General features: G+C 67.4%; 12 protein-coding genes. 7 read left to right on the top strand and 5 right to left on the bottom strand.

The genetic code is table 11. The annotated features are described in order from the left end of the window. Positions 1-237 precede the first annotated feature (237 nt). Complete coding sequence (locus DB30_RS05765; RefSeq protein WP_146658108.1) at positions 238-1,284, bottom strand: hypothetical protein; 1,047 nt, start codon at positions 1,282-1,284, stop codon at positions 238-240. Between the two features lie 89 nt (positions 1,285-1,373). Beyond that, positions 1,374-3,002, bottom strand: coding sequence for a hypothetical protein (locus DB30_RS05760; protein ID WP_052546959.1), 1,629 nt, complete (start codon positions 3,000-3,002; stop codon positions 1,374-1,376). Between the two features lie 336 nt (positions 3,003-3,338). Between DB30_RS05760 and DB30_RS05755 the strand changes: the two genes are divergently transcribed. Both DB30_RS05755 and DB30_RS05750 read left to right on the top strand, forming a co-directional pair. After that, a complete protein-coding gene (locus DB30_RS05755) occupies positions 3,339-5,120 on the top strand; it encodes a DUF2330 domain-containing protein (protein WP_052546958.1) in 1,782 nt (593 codons plus the stop codon). A 291-nt stretch (positions 5,121-5,411) separates the two neighbouring features. Next, complete coding sequence (locus DB30_RS05750; RefSeq protein ID WP_052546957.1) at positions 5,412-6,092, top strand: hypothetical protein; 681 nt, start codon at positions 5,412-5,414, stop codon at positions 6,090-6,092. 680 nt (positions 6,093-6,772) lie between these two features. Here DB30_RS05750 and DB30_RS05745 read toward each other — a convergent pair. Continuing rightward, complete coding sequence (locus DB30_RS05745; RefSeq protein WP_052546956.1) at positions 6,773-7,531, bottom strand: LON peptidase substrate-binding domain-containing protein; 759 nt, start codon at positions 7,529-7,531, stop codon at positions 6,773-6,775. A 106-nt stretch (positions 7,532-7,637) separates the two neighbouring features. Next, positions 7,638-8,234 (bottom strand): GTP cyclohydrolase I, encoded by a 597-nt coding sequence (gene folE / locus DB30_RS05740; protein WP_052546955.1) that lies wholly within the window; start codon positions 8,232-8,234, stop codon positions 7,638-7,640. 176 nt (positions 8,235-8,410) lie between these two features. On the opposite strand from folE, the gene rpsU reads away from it, so the two are divergent. The 5 genes from rpsU (at position 8,411) to DB30_RS05715 (ending at position 13,721) form a co-directional block, all read left to right on the top strand. Then, complete coding sequence (gene rpsU, locus DB30_RS05735) at positions 8,411-8,695, top strand: 30S ribosomal protein S21 (protein ID WP_106094967.1); 285 nt, start codon at positions 8,411-8,413, stop codon at positions 8,693-8,695. A 147-nt stretch (positions 8,696-8,842) separates the two neighbouring features. After that, positions 8,843-9,466 (top strand): hypothetical protein, encoded by a 624-nt coding sequence (locus DB30_RS05730; RefSeq protein WP_052546954.1) that lies wholly within the window; start codon positions 8,843-8,845, stop codon positions 9,464-9,466. Positions 9,467-9,472: 6 nt separating this feature from the next. Then, positions 9,473-10,483: an endonuclease/exonuclease/phosphatase family protein gene (locus tag DB30_RS05725; RefSeq protein ID WP_052546953.1), complete on the top strand. Its 1,011-nt coding sequence runs from the start codon at positions 9,473-9,475 to the stop codon at positions 10,481-10,483. Between the two features lie 123 nt (positions 10,484-10,606). Then, positions 10,607-11,908, top strand: coding sequence for a hypothetical protein (locus DB30_RS05720; protein WP_052546952.1), 1,302 nt, complete (start codon positions 10,607-10,609; stop codon positions 11,906-11,908). A gap of 481 nt (positions 11,909-12,389) precedes the next feature. Further along, positions 12,390-13,721 (top strand): hypothetical protein, encoded by a 1,332-nt coding sequence (locus tag DB30_RS05715; RefSeq protein ID WP_052546951.1) that lies wholly within the window; start codon positions 12,390-12,392, stop codon positions 13,719-13,721. Between the two features lie 486 nt (positions 13,722-14,207). Here DB30_RS05715 and DB30_RS05710 read toward each other — a convergent pair whose 3' ends face one another. After that, positions 14,208-15,197, bottom strand: a complete 990-nt coding sequence (locus DB30_RS05710; RefSeq protein WP_052546950.1) for an alpha/beta fold hydrolase — start codon at positions 15,195-15,197, stop codon at positions 14,208-14,210. Positions 15,198-15,317: the final 120 nt, after the last annotated feature.

Here is a 15,317-nt window from a genome sequence, read left to right as displayed (position 1 = left end):
ACGGCGGGGTCGCGCGAGCCATCCCGTCGTCGTGTATTGGTTCGGCGGGGTTGAGCTGCGAGTCGGGCGGTGGATCGCCTGGATTGTTGGCCTTCTGTACTCGAAATTGGGTGCGAAGTTGTGACTCGAACGTGGCTGGAAGCCCGATCGAGCCTTGCCCGAACTGGTCGACGACAGAGACTCCCAGTCCGGCTCTCCGGTCCCGGTCAGTCCCTCCTCGCGCAGCACCACGGGCTGCTACGCCAGCTCATAAACCCCGATCGCTCCACGCGACACCACACACACCAATCCACCAAACACCCGAACACACGCGCTCAACGCATGCCGCCGCACCGCCAGCTCAGGCGGAAGCACCAGCCGGTGAGTCACCACCCCCGCAAACAGATCAAACACCAGCAACACCCCCTCGCCATGCAAAACAACCCGACGCCCCTCAATGAAAGCAGAGCCAGCCCGCCCCCCCCCATCGACTGCCCACCGCCGAATCACCCGCAAGTCTTCGTCATACAACACGATCTCCACCCCCACACCTTCCCCGTCGCGATACACAACAACCAAACCATTCGGCGTCTGCCCCAGCGCTTCCACCGACCCCCCAGACGCCAGCGTTCGGGTCCAAGCAAACCGTTCACCCCCGCCGCCCGCCGCCGCCCTGCGCTCGAACACCGCCACGCAACCCCACACATCCAGCACCAACCAACGCCCATCGGGCGCAACATCGGCGACCCACCCAAGCTCGTCGCGGCCCTCACAAAACTGCGGCGTGCAATCCGTCGACGTGCCATGCCAGGCCCCCCCGCTGCGTCGGAAGTGCCACAGCTCGCTCGTGTCGTGCGACCACAGCTCGTCGCCGCGCAGCACGATCGGCTGACCGAAGCGAATGTCCGAGTCGGTCGGGGACCGGATCTCCTCGAAGTCACCGCCCCAGCGGCCAACCACCACACCATGGCTGCCGCCTTGATACTCGGTCCGGTTGATCGCAATTCGCAGCGGGTCGAGGCGGTCGATGTCGAGCCACACCGAGTCGACCGAGTCGATGTGAGAGCTCCACCGCGCGGGGGCGCCGTCGTCGTTGGGTGGCGGCGGCACGGTCCACGCCGCGCTCCACTCCCAGGCCCCATGCTCCCAGCGCCCAAGGCGAACCCAAGGCGGCAGCCCCTTCTCGCAGACGCTCAAGAACGTTCCGGCGGCGCCGATGGTAATTACGCTGCCCCTCAGCTGATCGCCCGCCGGCCCAAGCAGAGGCAGCGGCGTCCACGTACCCACAAGCTCTCGCGCAGTCATGGTGTGCAGCGTCATACCGCATGCGCGGGCGCAGTGGGTGACTGGCCGCGTTCCCGACTACAACGAGCCCCAACGCATACTGCAGGCTCCTACAAAGACGCGAGCAAGCGGTTGGCATCGGGCCGGTGCTCGCCAGTGGGAAAGCGCTCGATGTAGCGACGCAGAACCTCGCCCCTCGCGTCGGCATCGAGTCGCTCGGCGAGACCGCACGTAGCCTCCCAGTAGTTGTGCTCCACGAGCCCGGGAACGTAGGGGTCAGGATCGGCCAGCGCCGCCTCGTAGGCCGCGAGCGCCGCCTCGAGCTCGGCGCGCGCGTCGATGCGCAGGCCCAGCGCCGGGCCCAGCTCGAACAGGAACAGGTGGTTGTCTCCGATCCCCTGCAAGGCCTCGGTACGTTGCTCGGGGTGGAGCTCGAGCACCGCCCCGTAGGCCGCGATCGACTCGGACCAGGCGTTGACATGTTGCAGGCCCAAGGCCGCCTCGAGCATCGCCTCGGCCTGTCCTCCGCAGCGGGCGTCCTCCCAGGCCGCCCGCGCCCGCCGTGTCATCTCGTCGAGCGGAGTCGCCTCGACCTCGGCCAAGATCGCGGCGGTGCGATCGTCGATCGCAACCATGGTCGCGGGATCCTGCGCGGGATAGAAAGCCGAGATATCCACGCTCCCCAGGTCGGCCTCGAGGTGCGCCAGCACCTGGCTCGGGTCCCGGAGCAGCAGACGATCCATCGATGTCTGCCACCCCCCATCGAGGGCCCGAAGCAAGATCGCCCGGGCCTCGTAGGCGACGAGCACGGCGTGCGCCCAAGCCCGGACCGCCCGCGCCCGTGACGGAGGCAGCTCGACGCTGGGCTCGAGGGTGAAGGTCGTCATCCACGCGTGGTCCCAGCACACGACGCGCAAGCTGAGCGCTGCGTCGAGCACCCAGTCCCGGACGCCAGCGGTCGCCTCGAGCCACCGCGCCCGCTCGGCGGGGATGAGGAAGTCGTAGCCCCAGCTGCCATTGGGGTCGGTCCATTGCTGCTGCGGGGTCCCCAGAATCGCGATGAGCATGCTCGCGAAGTCCTGGCGTGGGACCAGCCCGAGCCACGCCCAGCCTCCGACTCCCTGAATGATCGCGCGACCCCAGTCGAGCGTGCGCTGGAGCACCGCGCCACGCCACGCCAACTCCTGCCCCTGCTCCCGTCCCTGCTGATCACGAAGCGCGAGGATCGAGCCCAACCCGAACAGCGTCACCACCCTGGGGTCGAGGTGCCCCGCGCAGTAGGGCACGACCCCGAGCGGGTCTCCCTGCTGCGGTACACACAGCGGGCGCTCGATCGGCTTGCGGGCCTCCAGAGGAATCTCGCCGATCACGGCACGGACAAACGCGGCCACTGCCTGTGCAGCGTCGAGCTCGATGTGCACCGCGCCCTGCGGCGTGGCGATCTCGAGGGAGCGAGGCGCTCGAACGCCGCCTCGCGCGTCCTCCAGCATGGTCAACGGGATCGAGGAGAGCGGCTCGGTCGCCATGATCCGGCGGTCGGTGATCCACAGCCCCGAAAAGCTGGCCGCGGGCGGGTCGCTGCTCTCGACCACGGCGATCAGCGTCTCTCCCCCAAGGAGCTCGAGACCACCGAGGGCGAGGGCGGCGTCGTGCATGCGCGGGGCCGACAGCCGCGGCGGAAAGTAGGCAGTGGGGTGCGAGAGATGGTCGTAGGCCAGGCGATACAGCTGCTCGAGCACGATCCCACGATACGAAACGACCTAGTGCCGGAGCGGCCCGTGGCGCTCGCGTCGAACCAGGCCACGGCGCGCGTCTGGTGTTCGGCGAGGGCCCCCCTGGGCCCAGTGCGAAAGTGCCCCGACGCGCACCCCCGAGAAGCACAGCCCAGCGCCTAACGCGCGAACGCGTCCTCGACCTGGAGCCACCGCTCAGGCCGAGGACGCTGTCGTTTGCGACGTACTGTCCCAAATCAGTGTTTCACGAGGATCGCCGAACTTTCGTGAAGATCGCCGCGATCGGATCCAACCACCCATGGCACAAGAGAGGCACTTACCTCTCTACCCAGAGACAACAACATGTCCAAGACCCTTCGATTTGCATCTCTCGCGGCCTGCTCGGCGCTGGCCGTCGCTGCTCCTCTCCTGCTCCCGTCCGAGGCCGAAGCCTGCGGTGGCAACTTCTGCGACAGCGGTCCGACCACGATGCCCGTCGATCAAACCGGCGAGAACATCCTGTTCAAGATCGGCGAGGACTACGTCGAAGCGCACATCCAGATCCAGATCGACCCCGACACCAACGCCGAGAAATTCGCGTGGGTGATCCCGGTCTCTTCGGTGCCCGAGTTCGCGGTTGGCTCGCAGTTCCTGTTCGACAACATGCTCGCCGGCTCGGTCCCGAACTACGGCGTGCAGAGCCAGAACGATTTTTGCGGCGACGGTGGCGACGACTTCGGTGGCGAGGGCGGTGCCAACAGCACGGGCGACGACGGCGGAGACCCCGGCGACGGCGACGGCGATGATGGTGGTGGCCCCAACATCGTGGCCAAGGGCAGCGTCGGCGCGTTCGACTACGCGGTGCTCGAGGGCGGTACGGTCGAGAGCGTGATGACCTGGCTCGGCGACAACGGCTACCAGCAAGATCCCAACGCCGAGCCGATCCTCGCCACCTACCTCGAAGAGGAGTTCCTGTTCGTCGCGCTCAAGCTTGGCGTCGAGACCGATCTCGCCGACATCCACCCGATCGTGATCCGCTACGACGGCGTCGAGCCCTGCGTGCCGCTCCGGCTCACGGCGATCGCCGCGGCCGACGACATGGACATCCGCACCTTCTTCTTGGGTGACGCCCGCGTGGTCCCGGTCAACTACCGGCACGTGCTCATCAACTCGTTGAAGCTCGACTGGTTCAACAACGCGGCCAACTACAAAGAGGTCATCTCGATGGCCGTCGACGCGCAAGAGGCCGATGGCAACGCGTTCGTGACCGAGTACGCCGGCACCAGCGACGTGATCTCGACGTTTGGGGTCTACGACCAAAGCTGGGACCCCGCGCCCTACGCCGCGTTGGTCGACAGCCCGATCGGCGCGATCGACCTGCTGACGCAGCAAAACCTGATCTTCTGCGACCTCGACTGGGACTTCGTCTGCATCCCCCAGCACCCGCTGGTCCAGAGCGCGCTCGACCAGTTCATCCCGGTCCCCGATGGCGTCGAGCCGGTCGAGTTCTACGACTGCCTCGAGTGCTTCGTCGACCAGATCGACCTGGCCGCCTGGGACGCCGCCGCGTTCGCGGCGATGCTCGACGAGCGGATCTTCAAGCCCGGTCTGCGCGCGTTCAACCTGGTCCAGGACAACCCGTACCTGACCCGCATGTACACCACGATCTCGCCCAGCGAGATGAACGCGGACCCGATGTTCCGCTCGAACTCCACCTTGCCCGACGTCGCGCCGCAGCGGCTTGGCACCCAGACCCTGCACTGCGACGGCAGCACCACCTTCGAGCTGCCCGACGGGCGTCAGGTCTACTTCCCCGCTGGTGACCCGCTGGTGTGGCCGGACTTCCAGGACGAGATGCCCTGGGACGAGGACATCGACCAAGACGGCATGGCCGACAACGCCCCGCTCATCAACTTGGTCGACAACACCGAGAAGATCAACGAGCTGCTCGACGCCTACAACCAGGGCAAGGGCATGGGCAACGAGGACGGCGGCGCCGACGATGGCGACGCGGGGATCGACGACGGCGGCCTCGCCAGCGGCTGCGGTTGCTCGGCGAACGACGACGAGCCGGTCGGCGGTGCGTTGCTCGGGTTCGCGGCGCTGGGTCTGATGGGCCTCGTCCGCCGCCGTCGCAGCGAGTAGCCGGGCGCACCTAGTGCCCCCTGCGGGGTTCTAGAAAGCGGGCGTCGACTTCGGTTGGCGCCCGCTGCACGTTGGGAGCTTCCAGCCTAGGTTTCGTTCGCGAACATGGTCAGAACCCCAGCCGCGCCCAGGCCTGCGTGTTCAGCTTGGCTCCCGCGCGCGCTCGCGAATTGGCCGATGAACCGAGCCGAACAGCGCTCGTCGAGGGCCGCAAGTCCGCGCTGCCAATGCCCCGCGCAGGCGTAGATATTGCCCCCGCGAGCGCGCGCGCTCCGACCTACAGGTTCGGAGATGCAACGCGCGATCTTCCTGCTCTCGTTCGCGGCCGCCCTGGCCCTACCTTCGCTCGCCTCGGCGACCGAGCCCTCGCCAGACCCGGTGCCCGAGCCAACGATCGAGAGCTTGGCCGCGCAACCTCGAGCTCCCGCGCTTGGGCCCATGCCAACGCCAGCCGAGATCGATCGCGCCAACCGAATCTGGCGCGGCGTCGGGATCGGATACGACGTCGGTTTTTGGGGCCGCGCCCACTTCGCACAGACCCTGAAGGTCGACATCCCGTTCGGGTGGCGAATTGGCCAGTTCCTCGGCGCGCGCGTGCGCGGGACCATGGTCTACGCGGACAGCGGCCCCGGCCCCGACAGCGTGTTTGATCCGGTGTTCAACCACGGCCTCGAGCTGTTTGGTCGCAGCCCCGTCATGCTGGGAGTGCTCCGCGTCTACGGAGGCGGCGGCGCCTGGGTGGGCATCCGCCTCGACCCGCCAACCCCCATGCGCCTCGATCCGAGCAACATGGATCAGCGCTACGCCATGGGTGGTGGCGGCCACCTGGGAGTCGAGTTCAAGCTCACCGACCGAGCATCCGTGCAGTTCGAGGTTGGCGGACAGTCCCCTGGCCATGCGCTTGGCTACGACGGAGGGGCGAGCGTGATGAGCGGAATCATGATCTACACCGGTCGCCCGAAGCCGCGCTAACGGGCGAGCATCAGGGGCCCAGAGCAAACATCCCATTGGGAGCGCGCGAAGCGGTGACCCTAAAGCCCCAACCGCCTGTGGGGGGGTCCAAAAAAGGCAAAGTGCCAAAGCGACTGTAGGGGGCCAAAAAACGAATGGAGCGCCCCCGCCCCCTCCCAGGGCTCCCAGGGGCCCAAGCGAATGTAGGGGCCAAAGCGAATGGAGCGCCCAAAGCGACTGTAGGGGCCAAAAAGCGAATGGAGCGCCCTGTGTTTACCGTAGATGCTCAGACAAGAGCCCCCTCCCAGGGGCCCAAAGCGACTGTAGGGGCCAAAAAACGAATGGAGCGCCCTGTGCTTACCGTAGATGCTCAGACAAGAGCCCCCTCCCAGGGGGCCAATCATACCCCCGCAAACAAACACCCCATTGGGAGCGAGCGAAGCGAGTGACCGCGAAGTGCCAAACCGCCTGTGGGGGTCTAATTAAGCTGCCCCCTACCAGGGGGCCAATCATACCCCCGCAAACAAACACCCCATTGGGAGCGAGCGAAGCGAGTGACCGCGAAGTGCCAAACCGCCTGTGGGGGTCTAATTAAGCTGCCCCCTACCAGGGGGCCAATCATACCCCCGCAAACAAACACCCCATTGGGAGCGAGCGAAGCGAGTGACCGCGAAGTGCCAAACCGCCTGTGGGGGTAAAAGCTAGTTCAGCAACGGGAACGAGCCGGACTCGCCCAGCACGTCGATCAGCGACTGCGCCCGCTCGCTCAGCAGCCCGACCCGCAGGTCCGCGTCGGCGGCGGACAGGCAGCGCTGCTGCAGCCGCAGGTGTGGCATCGCGCCGCCGAGCGAGCGACGCCGCCGTGCAGCGCGCATGATCTCCACGCTGGGGACCAACGAGGCGATCGCGTAGATCGTGACCCGCGGGTCCTCCATCTCGAGCACGGTGAGGATCATCTGGCGGTCGTCTTCGTCGAAGGTCTCGGCCATGCGCTCGACCTGCGCCTTGAGCACCTCGAGCGCGTGGGTGTCGCCGGGCAGCTGCTCGGGCAGCGCCTCGACGGCGACCCGGCGGAATCCGCCCTCGGCTTGGGCGAGCTCTTCTTTGACGCGCACCCGACCCAGGCCCTCGAGACGAATGAAGCGCCGGCCGTCGGGGAGGCGCTGGTGCGCGATCAGCCGGCCGATGCCCAACACCGCCTCGATCGCGGGACGCTCATCGCCCGGATCGTGGACGGGGAGCGACAGATCCGACGGCTCGAGCAAGCTGGGGTCGGGCCGCAGCAGTGGCACCCCAAGGTGCATGCCGCCATCGAGGACATGATCGACGAGGTCGAGGTAGCGCGGCTCGAACACATTGAGCGGCAGCACCATGTTGGGCAGGAACACGACGTTTGGCAGCGGAAAGATCGGCAGCGCCGCGAGGACGTCGGGCGCTGGCAGTCGATCCAGGTCCAGCATTGCGGAGGCAGCCTAGACCTATCAGCATGCCTTGGCGAGCAGAATCCGTCGCTTGGGGGCTCGCCAAGCCCGCGCTTCGCGAGCCGCGCCGCGCGGCGCTCGAAGCTCACCCGCGCGAGATGAGCTGGGCCTGCAGATCCGGCCGGGTCTTGATCTCGCCCCGATAGGACGCTGTGACCACCCGTGTTCCGTGCTTGTCGTCGGGGACATTGAGGCAGTTGTGCTGCCCCGTGATCACGCACGCCGCTCCGCGGGCCGACAGGTGCTGCATCAAGGCGTCGGCGATGTCGTTGCAGACCCGCTCTTGCAGGGTCAGCCGTCGGGTAAAGCAGTGGACCAGATCGTTGAGCCGGCCAAACCCAACGAGCTTGGCAGCGGGCAGGTACGCGACCGTTGCCTGGCCAACCCACGGCATCAGGTGGTGCGGGCACATGCCGTGGCAAGGAAGGTCGCGCACGACCACCAGCTCCGTGTCGCCTTCGCCGAGCACCGGATCGCCAAGGATCTGAGCCGGATCGGCGTCGTAGCCCGACAGCACCAAGCTGCTCCACAGCCGCGCCACTCGCTTGGGTGTGCCAACGAGATCGCTGTGCTCGAGATCGAGATCGCACGCCCGCAACAACGCTTGAACTGCAGCCGCCAGGGCCTGCTCGCGGGGGCTCTGGGCGGGCGATGGCGTGGTTACATTGCTCGAGTCGGCCACGGGAGCAGTCTACGGGACGAAATGGAGCTTGGCCGCAGCTCCGATGCGCGATCCTTCCCACGTGCGGCCACACACGAACTTCCGTAGTTTCCGCGCCCACGTGCGCGTTTGGGCGCTGCTGCGGGAGCCGTCGAGGTTGACGGCTTCTTGACGCCCGCCTATACCTCCGCTCCCTCATGTCCGAGTCTGAAGCGACGCCCCCCACCCCGACGATCGACACCTCCGAGCAACACCTCCCGGTGCTCGGACGGCCCCTCGAGGTTCGCGTCGACGAGCGCGGCGTCGAGCGTGCGATTCGCAAGCTCCGTCGGCTCATGGCCAGTGAAGGCGTGCTCCGCGAGATCAAGCGTCGCCGCCACCACGAGAAGCCCAGCGTCAAGGGCAAGCGCAAGCTCCGTGAGGCCGAGCGCCGCCGGAAGCGCCGCCAGCGTAAGGGTCCGCCCCGCAGCGAGCGCATGTAGATCTTGGGATCCAAGCTCGAGCCGCAGCCCCACGCTGCGGCTCTTTCAATTGGTTCAGTCAATTTGGTTCGGTCAATTTGGTTCGGTCTCACATGGGCAAGCGAGCGACGAGCCGCGCCCGAGCTGAAACCAGTTACGCTCGCGCCGATGGACCTGCACCGGCTCGTGATCCAGCGGCTCTCCGAGGGCACGGTCCCGCCGGCGAGCGACCAGCTGTGGACCGTGGATCCACCCGCGCTCGGCAGCGTGCGCCTGGTGTTTGGGGTTGGGTCGGCGCCCGAGCTCGAGCCCACCGCCGTCGACTTCCACCCCGTGTACACAATCTCGATGCCAGTGTTCAGCGTGGGCGGCCTCGACCCGGACGGCGTCTACGAGTTCGACGCGGGCGCGCAGCTCGAGCTGCTGCGATCACGCGCGACCGGGCGACGCTGGGGCCTGCGCCTCGAGCTCGAGCTCGTGCAGTCGAGCGAGGCCCTCGCCGCCGCCGAGCTGTGGATCGAGACGCCGTGGACCACGGGCGATCCACGTCCAACCCTGCTCGGCCCCGAGCGCGGCACACCACGCAGCGGCGGCGGTCGATCGCTGGTGCTCGCGAGCACGCCGGTCACCAGCGTCGACGCGGCGCGATCGCTGGGCGGCAGCTTCAGCTTCATGCTGCGCGACGCCGATCCCCACGGCGGCGGCGCGGCCACGGTGCAGAGCTCGCGCCTGCAAGTGCAGCTCGATCTTCGCTGCTACGAATTCGAAGCCGAGTCCGACGATCGCGACTGACAGCCCGTGGCCAAGCGCAAGTCCAAGCGACGCCGGAGCAAGCGTGATCGTCGAAACCGTCAGCGCCTCGTCGCCGTGCTGCTCACCCTGCTCGCCGCCACGGTGTGGGCGTGGCTCGGCCCCGACCTGCGCGAGCTCAGCGGGATCTCGGGCAATGGCCCGCCGCGGCGTGGCGACGCCGTGCGGGTGGTCAGCTGGAACCTCGCGAACTTCAGCGGCTCGAGCAGCGGCCACGATCTCGAGCGCATGCGCGAGGTCATCGAAGAGCTCGACGCAGACGTGATCGCAGTTCAAGAGATCAAGGATCCCAAGGCCCTCGCCGCGCTGCTGCCGGGTTGGGAGCTGCGCCTGTCGAGCAAGGGCGGCCGCGGACACCAGCTGCTGGGTCTGGCTTGGCGACCCGATCGCGTCGAGCTGCTCGACAGCGCCGAGCACCCCGAGCTGAGCATCGGCGGCCGCGTGCGCCCAGGCTTGTCGGCCTACCTGCGCGCGCGCGATGGCGGCCCCGATTTTTGGATCGTGGTCGTGCACCTCAAGGCCATGCCCGACAGCCAGCCCTTGCGCCGCGAGCAGTGGCCCGTGCTCGCCGAGATCGCAGACGGCTGCCTGCAGCGCTCACCCGGCGCGGGCGATCGCGATCTGATCGTGTTGGGTGACTTCAACAGCACGGGGACACCGGGCCAAGGCGCGCGTGGTCCAGCGCTCGAGCAAGGTGAGCTCGCGCAGCAGCTCGCGCCGATCGACGTGCGCCGACTGAGCAGCGCGACCGGCTGCTCGGCCTACTACGACGGCCAGCGGCGTGACGCCTGGAAGGAGCCCTCGGAGATCGATCTCGTGTGGGTCCGCGGGCTCGAGGAGTCACTCGACGCGAACAGTGAGGTCCATGCCGGCACACATTGCGCGGCCTCCCGCTGCCAGGACTTTCGATCGACCGACGCCTACCCCGTGCGCGACTACGAGTTCGTCAGCGATCACTGCCCAGTCGTGCTGGATCTCCGCCGGGCCGACGACGACTGAATGAGGATGTCCGAGAGCAAAGTGCTCGTCGTTTACTCTTGCTTTGCATCCAGCTCGCCGATCGGTGTTGCGTGGTCCCGCGCAGGCGTGGGAATGTCGCGCATTCTCCGGAGCGCAGTCACCATGACACCAACCACGAATCGAATCCTGATCCTCTCGAGCTTTGGTCTCCTCGTCGGCGCCAGCATGTCTGCCCTTCAAGGTTGTGATCCCGATGGCGGCAGCGGCATCCCCGGCTGCGACATCTCCTGTCCGGCAGAGGGCGTGCTCGAGGGCAACGCCAGCATCACGGGCATCGCCCAGGTCGACGCCTTCTTCGGCGCCGTCGTCGATGTCAGCGCGGCGGCCAAGGGGATCAGCGGCAGCCTTCGAGGTGAGCTCGACGCGATCGCGCTCTCGGTCGATCTCCAGCCCGGCGCCACGGGGGCCGACATCGCCGCAGCGATCCAAACCAAGCTCGATGACGCCGTTGGACCCGGCGGCCTGAGCATCTCGTTCACCCCGCCCAAGTGCGAGGCATCCGTCGACGTCGCGGTCTCGGCCGCCGCCGAGTGTGACGTCGAGGTCGACCCCGGCAGCGCGACCGTCTCGTGCGAGGGTTCGTGCGAGGTCGAGGGCGGCGTCATGGCTTCGTGTGATGCCAACGCCGAGCTCTCGTGCACCGGCACCGCGCCCGAGTTCGACTGCCAAGGATCGTGCGAGGGCTCATGCGAGCTCGAGATCGCGGCGTCCTGCGAAGGCACCTGCCGCGGCACCTGCAACGGCACCTGCTCGGTGACCAACGCCCAAGGCGACTGCGCCGGCGAGTGCGAGGGCACGTGTCAGGGCACCTGCGAGCTCTCGGCAGGCGGCCAGTGCGAGGGCATGTGCACCGGCTCGTGCACGTACAAGCCGGCGTCCGGCACCTGCGAGGCCAACGCTTCCGCCAAGTGCGAAGCCATGGCCGGCGCCAGCATCGAGTGCGACGCCCGCTGCGAGGGCGAGGTCACCCCGCCCTCGGTCAGCGCCGAGTGTCAGGCCACCGTCGACGCCAAGGCCAACGCCAGCGTCGAGTGCAAGCCGCCCGCGCTCGAGGTCACCTGGCAGTGGTCGCCCGCGCTCGAGGTCGACTTCGTGGCCCAGGCCGAATTCAAGGCGTGGATTCAAGGCTTCAAGACCCACACCGCCGTGATGCTGGCGGGCAAGACCAAGGCCGACATCCTGATCGAGTCGCTCGGTTTGCTCGGTGGCGCGGGTGCAGACGCGGTGGTCGCCGCGACGGACATCGTCGGCTCCGCGGACATCGTCGGCACCTTCAAGCTGACGTCGTGCGGCATCCCGCAGGTCCCCGACGCAGTCAGCATCGCGAACGACGCCGCGGCCGGACTTCAGGCCCAAGCCAGCGCCTCGCTCGAAGTGTTCTCCGCCGCCGGCATCAGCCTCTGAGCAAGTCCCGGCGCGCCTGCGCCACTGCGAGAAGGCCGTCCCCCAGCTGGGGCGGCCTTCTGTCTATCTATACCCCCAGACGCCCCGACTCGACCCGTGCTCGGCTTCGCCTCCGCGCGCGTCGACACCCTCGCTCCGCTCGGGCCCCTTGGTCGGGCCCTCCTGGGGGAACGCTTCGCTCTCTCTTTCAGCTCCGGCACTCGTGGGCGGGGCCAGCGAGCTCTAGTTTCGCCGCCCAACAGCGGAGCGAGTGGCCGATCGACCAGTCATCGAGGCGGTTTGACCCATACAGATCACTCCTCGCGCGAGGCGACACACACACGGTGCTGGAGCCATCCAAATTCTTCGCGCTTGGACGTGTCATCCCCCATTGTCGAACGCCCACAGACAATGCGACTCTCCCGGAAAGCTCACCGATCCCCCCGAGCTGAATTTTTCCGATCGATCGAGTAGATCGGTCCCTACCGGAGCCTTTCCGACCATGGTCGACATCCAAAAAAAGCCCTACCTCCCCTTCCTCGCTTGCGGCCTGATCTCGGGCATCGCCATCGCGTCGCCCGGCTGTGACGCCGTCGGTGACCTTGCCGAACAGTGCGGCCTCGTGTGCCCCGACACCGGCATCCTCGAAGGCAACGCCAGCATCTCTGGCAGCGTCAGCATCGACGCCTTCTTCGGCGCCGTCGTCGACGTTCGCACCGCGGCCCTCGACGTCAGCGGAACGATCCGCGCCCAGCTCGAGGGCATCGCTGCCTCGCTCGAGATCGAGGGCTACGCGGATCTCAGCCTCGATGATCTCACCGCTGCCGTCACGGCCGGCCTCGAAGCGAAGTTCACCACAACCCTCGAAGGTGGCATCTCGATCACCTTCGAGCCGCCCAAGTGCGAAGCCAACGTCGAGCTCGCCGTCTCGGCCGCTGCCGAGTGCGACATCGAAGCCGACCCCGGCTCGATCGAAGCCAAGTGCATGGGCTCGTGCGAAGTCTCGGCCGAAGTGGCCGCCGAGTGTGAAGCCAGCGGCACCCTCGAGTGCACCGGCCAAGCGCCCAGCTTCGAGTGCTCAGGCTCGTGCTCCGGCTCGTGCCAGCTCGAGGTCGCCGCCGAGTGTGGCGGCACCTGCCAAGGCACCTGCGAGGGCGAGTGCTCCTCGTGCACCGGCGGCACCTGCAACACCGACGGCAACGGCAACATCACCAACTGCAACGGCAGCTGCTCGTCGATGTGCCAAGGCACCTGCGAGCTCTCGGCCGGCGGTGAGTGCTCGGGTCGCTGCGAAGGCGAGTGCACCTACATGCCCGCCATGGGCGGCTGTGAAGCCAACGCCACCGCCAAGTGCGACGTCTCGGCCATGGCCGACGTCGAGTGCCAGGGCAAGTGCGAAGGCAGCGTCGAGCCGCCCAGCGTCAGCGCCGAGTGCCAAGCCAGCGTGGAAGCCAAGGCCGAAGCCAACGTCGAGTGCACCCCGCCAAGCCTCTCGGTCGAGTTCCAGTTCAAGGGCGACCTCGACGCCAACGAGGAAGCCGCATTCCGCATCTGGCTCGAGGGCTTCAAGGGCCGCTTCTCCGCCATGCTTGCCGCCTCGGCCAAGCTCGAGCGCGTGGGCGTCGCCGCCCAGGGCCTGATCTCCGCCTCAGGCGGAGCCGTCGCCGACGTCGCCGGTGACCTCTCGGTGAACGGCAACCTCAAGCTCAAGATCGGGGCTGTCTGCGCCATCGCCGAGCTCAAGAACGTCAGCACCGCCCTCGGCGAGGCCACCGGTGCCATCTCCGGCAGCGTCTCCGCGGTTGCCAGCGTCTCCGGTGCAGTCGGCGGCTGATCGCTGATCATCGCCAACCCACCAAAAAAGAGGCGAGCCACTGGCTCGCCTCTTTTTTATTGGTTCCGACGTCCGCCGCTCCCATCACCACCCTCCGCACCACCCCCCTCCGCACCACCCCCCCCAACCTCCACCGCTCTCACCACCCTCCGCAAAACCACACTCCCCAACGTCCGCCGATCCCACCACCCTCCGCAAACCACTCCCCTTCCAACCAGCGAGCACGTCACACCCCCGCATGTCCAGATCGGAGCACCCACCCCCGAAAAGCGAAGAGCGCACCAAGGCCGCAGACGGCCCGAACCCGGCGTATCTACGCACGTGGAGATTAACGAAGAGAAGCGAGGTCGGGCCAATGAGACGACCCGACAGGAAGCGGGGTCCCAAGACTGGAGTAGACCTAGCCGGGTTCGGGCCGTCTGCAGCCCGTGCGCGGTCCCTCATCGGCACCCCACTCCCCGCAAACAACCAAACCAACCCCCAAAATCACCGCAAGAAGTCAACCAACCAACGAGCCACCAGCCCCCCATGCTCCAAATTCGGAGCATGCCCAGCCCCAGCCACAACCCGCAACCGAGCCCGCCCCCCCATGTCCGCCTGCAACCGCCGCCCAATCTCCAGCGGAAACACCAAGTCATGCTCCCCCCAGATCAGCAAGGTCTCATGCCGCACCTTCCCCGGCCGCGCACGCAGCCCCCCAAGCTCGCCCAGCAAGCTCGAGAGCAGCTGCACCTTCTCCTCGCGGAACTCCCCATACATCGCCCGCAGCACCTGCCCATGCACCCACCGCGGCGTCTTGGGCGGCTTGTGGTACCCGACCTCCAGCAAGGTCTGAACGTCTTCAGGCGTGCGCGGGACCAGCAGCGCGCCCACGTCCTCCACCGCAAAGCGCTCGAGCATCTGCGCGTGGTCGTTGGCGGTGTACGAGCGCCCCGGGCTGTCGAGGATCGCCAGCTTCCGCACGCGCTCGGGGTGCATCGCCGCGAACTCGTGAGCGATGATCCCCCCGTAAGAGATCCCGACGAAGCTAGCCTCCGCGATCCCCAGGTGATCGAGCAGCGCGGTCACGACCTCGAGCTGGTAGTCGACGCTGAAGTCGCGGCGCTTGGACCACGAGCCGCCGAACCACAGCAGGTCGGGAACGATCACCCGGTGGTTGCGAGCCAGCGGAGCGATCTGCTCGTGCCACTGCCACACCGCCGAGGCCCCAAACCCATGCAGCAACACGACCGGCGGACCCTCGCCGCCTTCGAAGTAGCGCACGTTCGCGTCGCCAAGCTGGACGCTCTGCGAGCGGATGCCTTTGCGCTCGAGCTTGTGGTTGAGCCCACGCTCGCCAAGCCGGACCACGTTGAACGATCCGGCCAGCTCCAGCATCGTCGCCGCGCTCTGCATCAGCAGCGCGCCCGGACGCACGGGCGTCCGCAGCAAGCTGGGCTGCAGCATTCGTCGCAGGCGGTTGGTCGCGCTCACCATGCCCATTGAAGCTAGATCGAAGCGAATCTCCAAAGATGTGCGGTGGATCGCTGCGCAGCGGCCCACACACGGCGCTGGGATTGCGCAGTCCCATTCACCCGCGCTGTCGCGGAATCACAA

Source organism: Enhygromyxa salina, from assembly GCF_000737335.2.
Classification (GTDB): domain Bacteria; phylum Myxococcota_A; class Polyangia; order Nannocystales; family Nannocystaceae; genus Plesiocystis; species Plesiocystis salina_C.
This window is presented reverse-complemented; position numbering and strand designations above follow the sequence as displayed.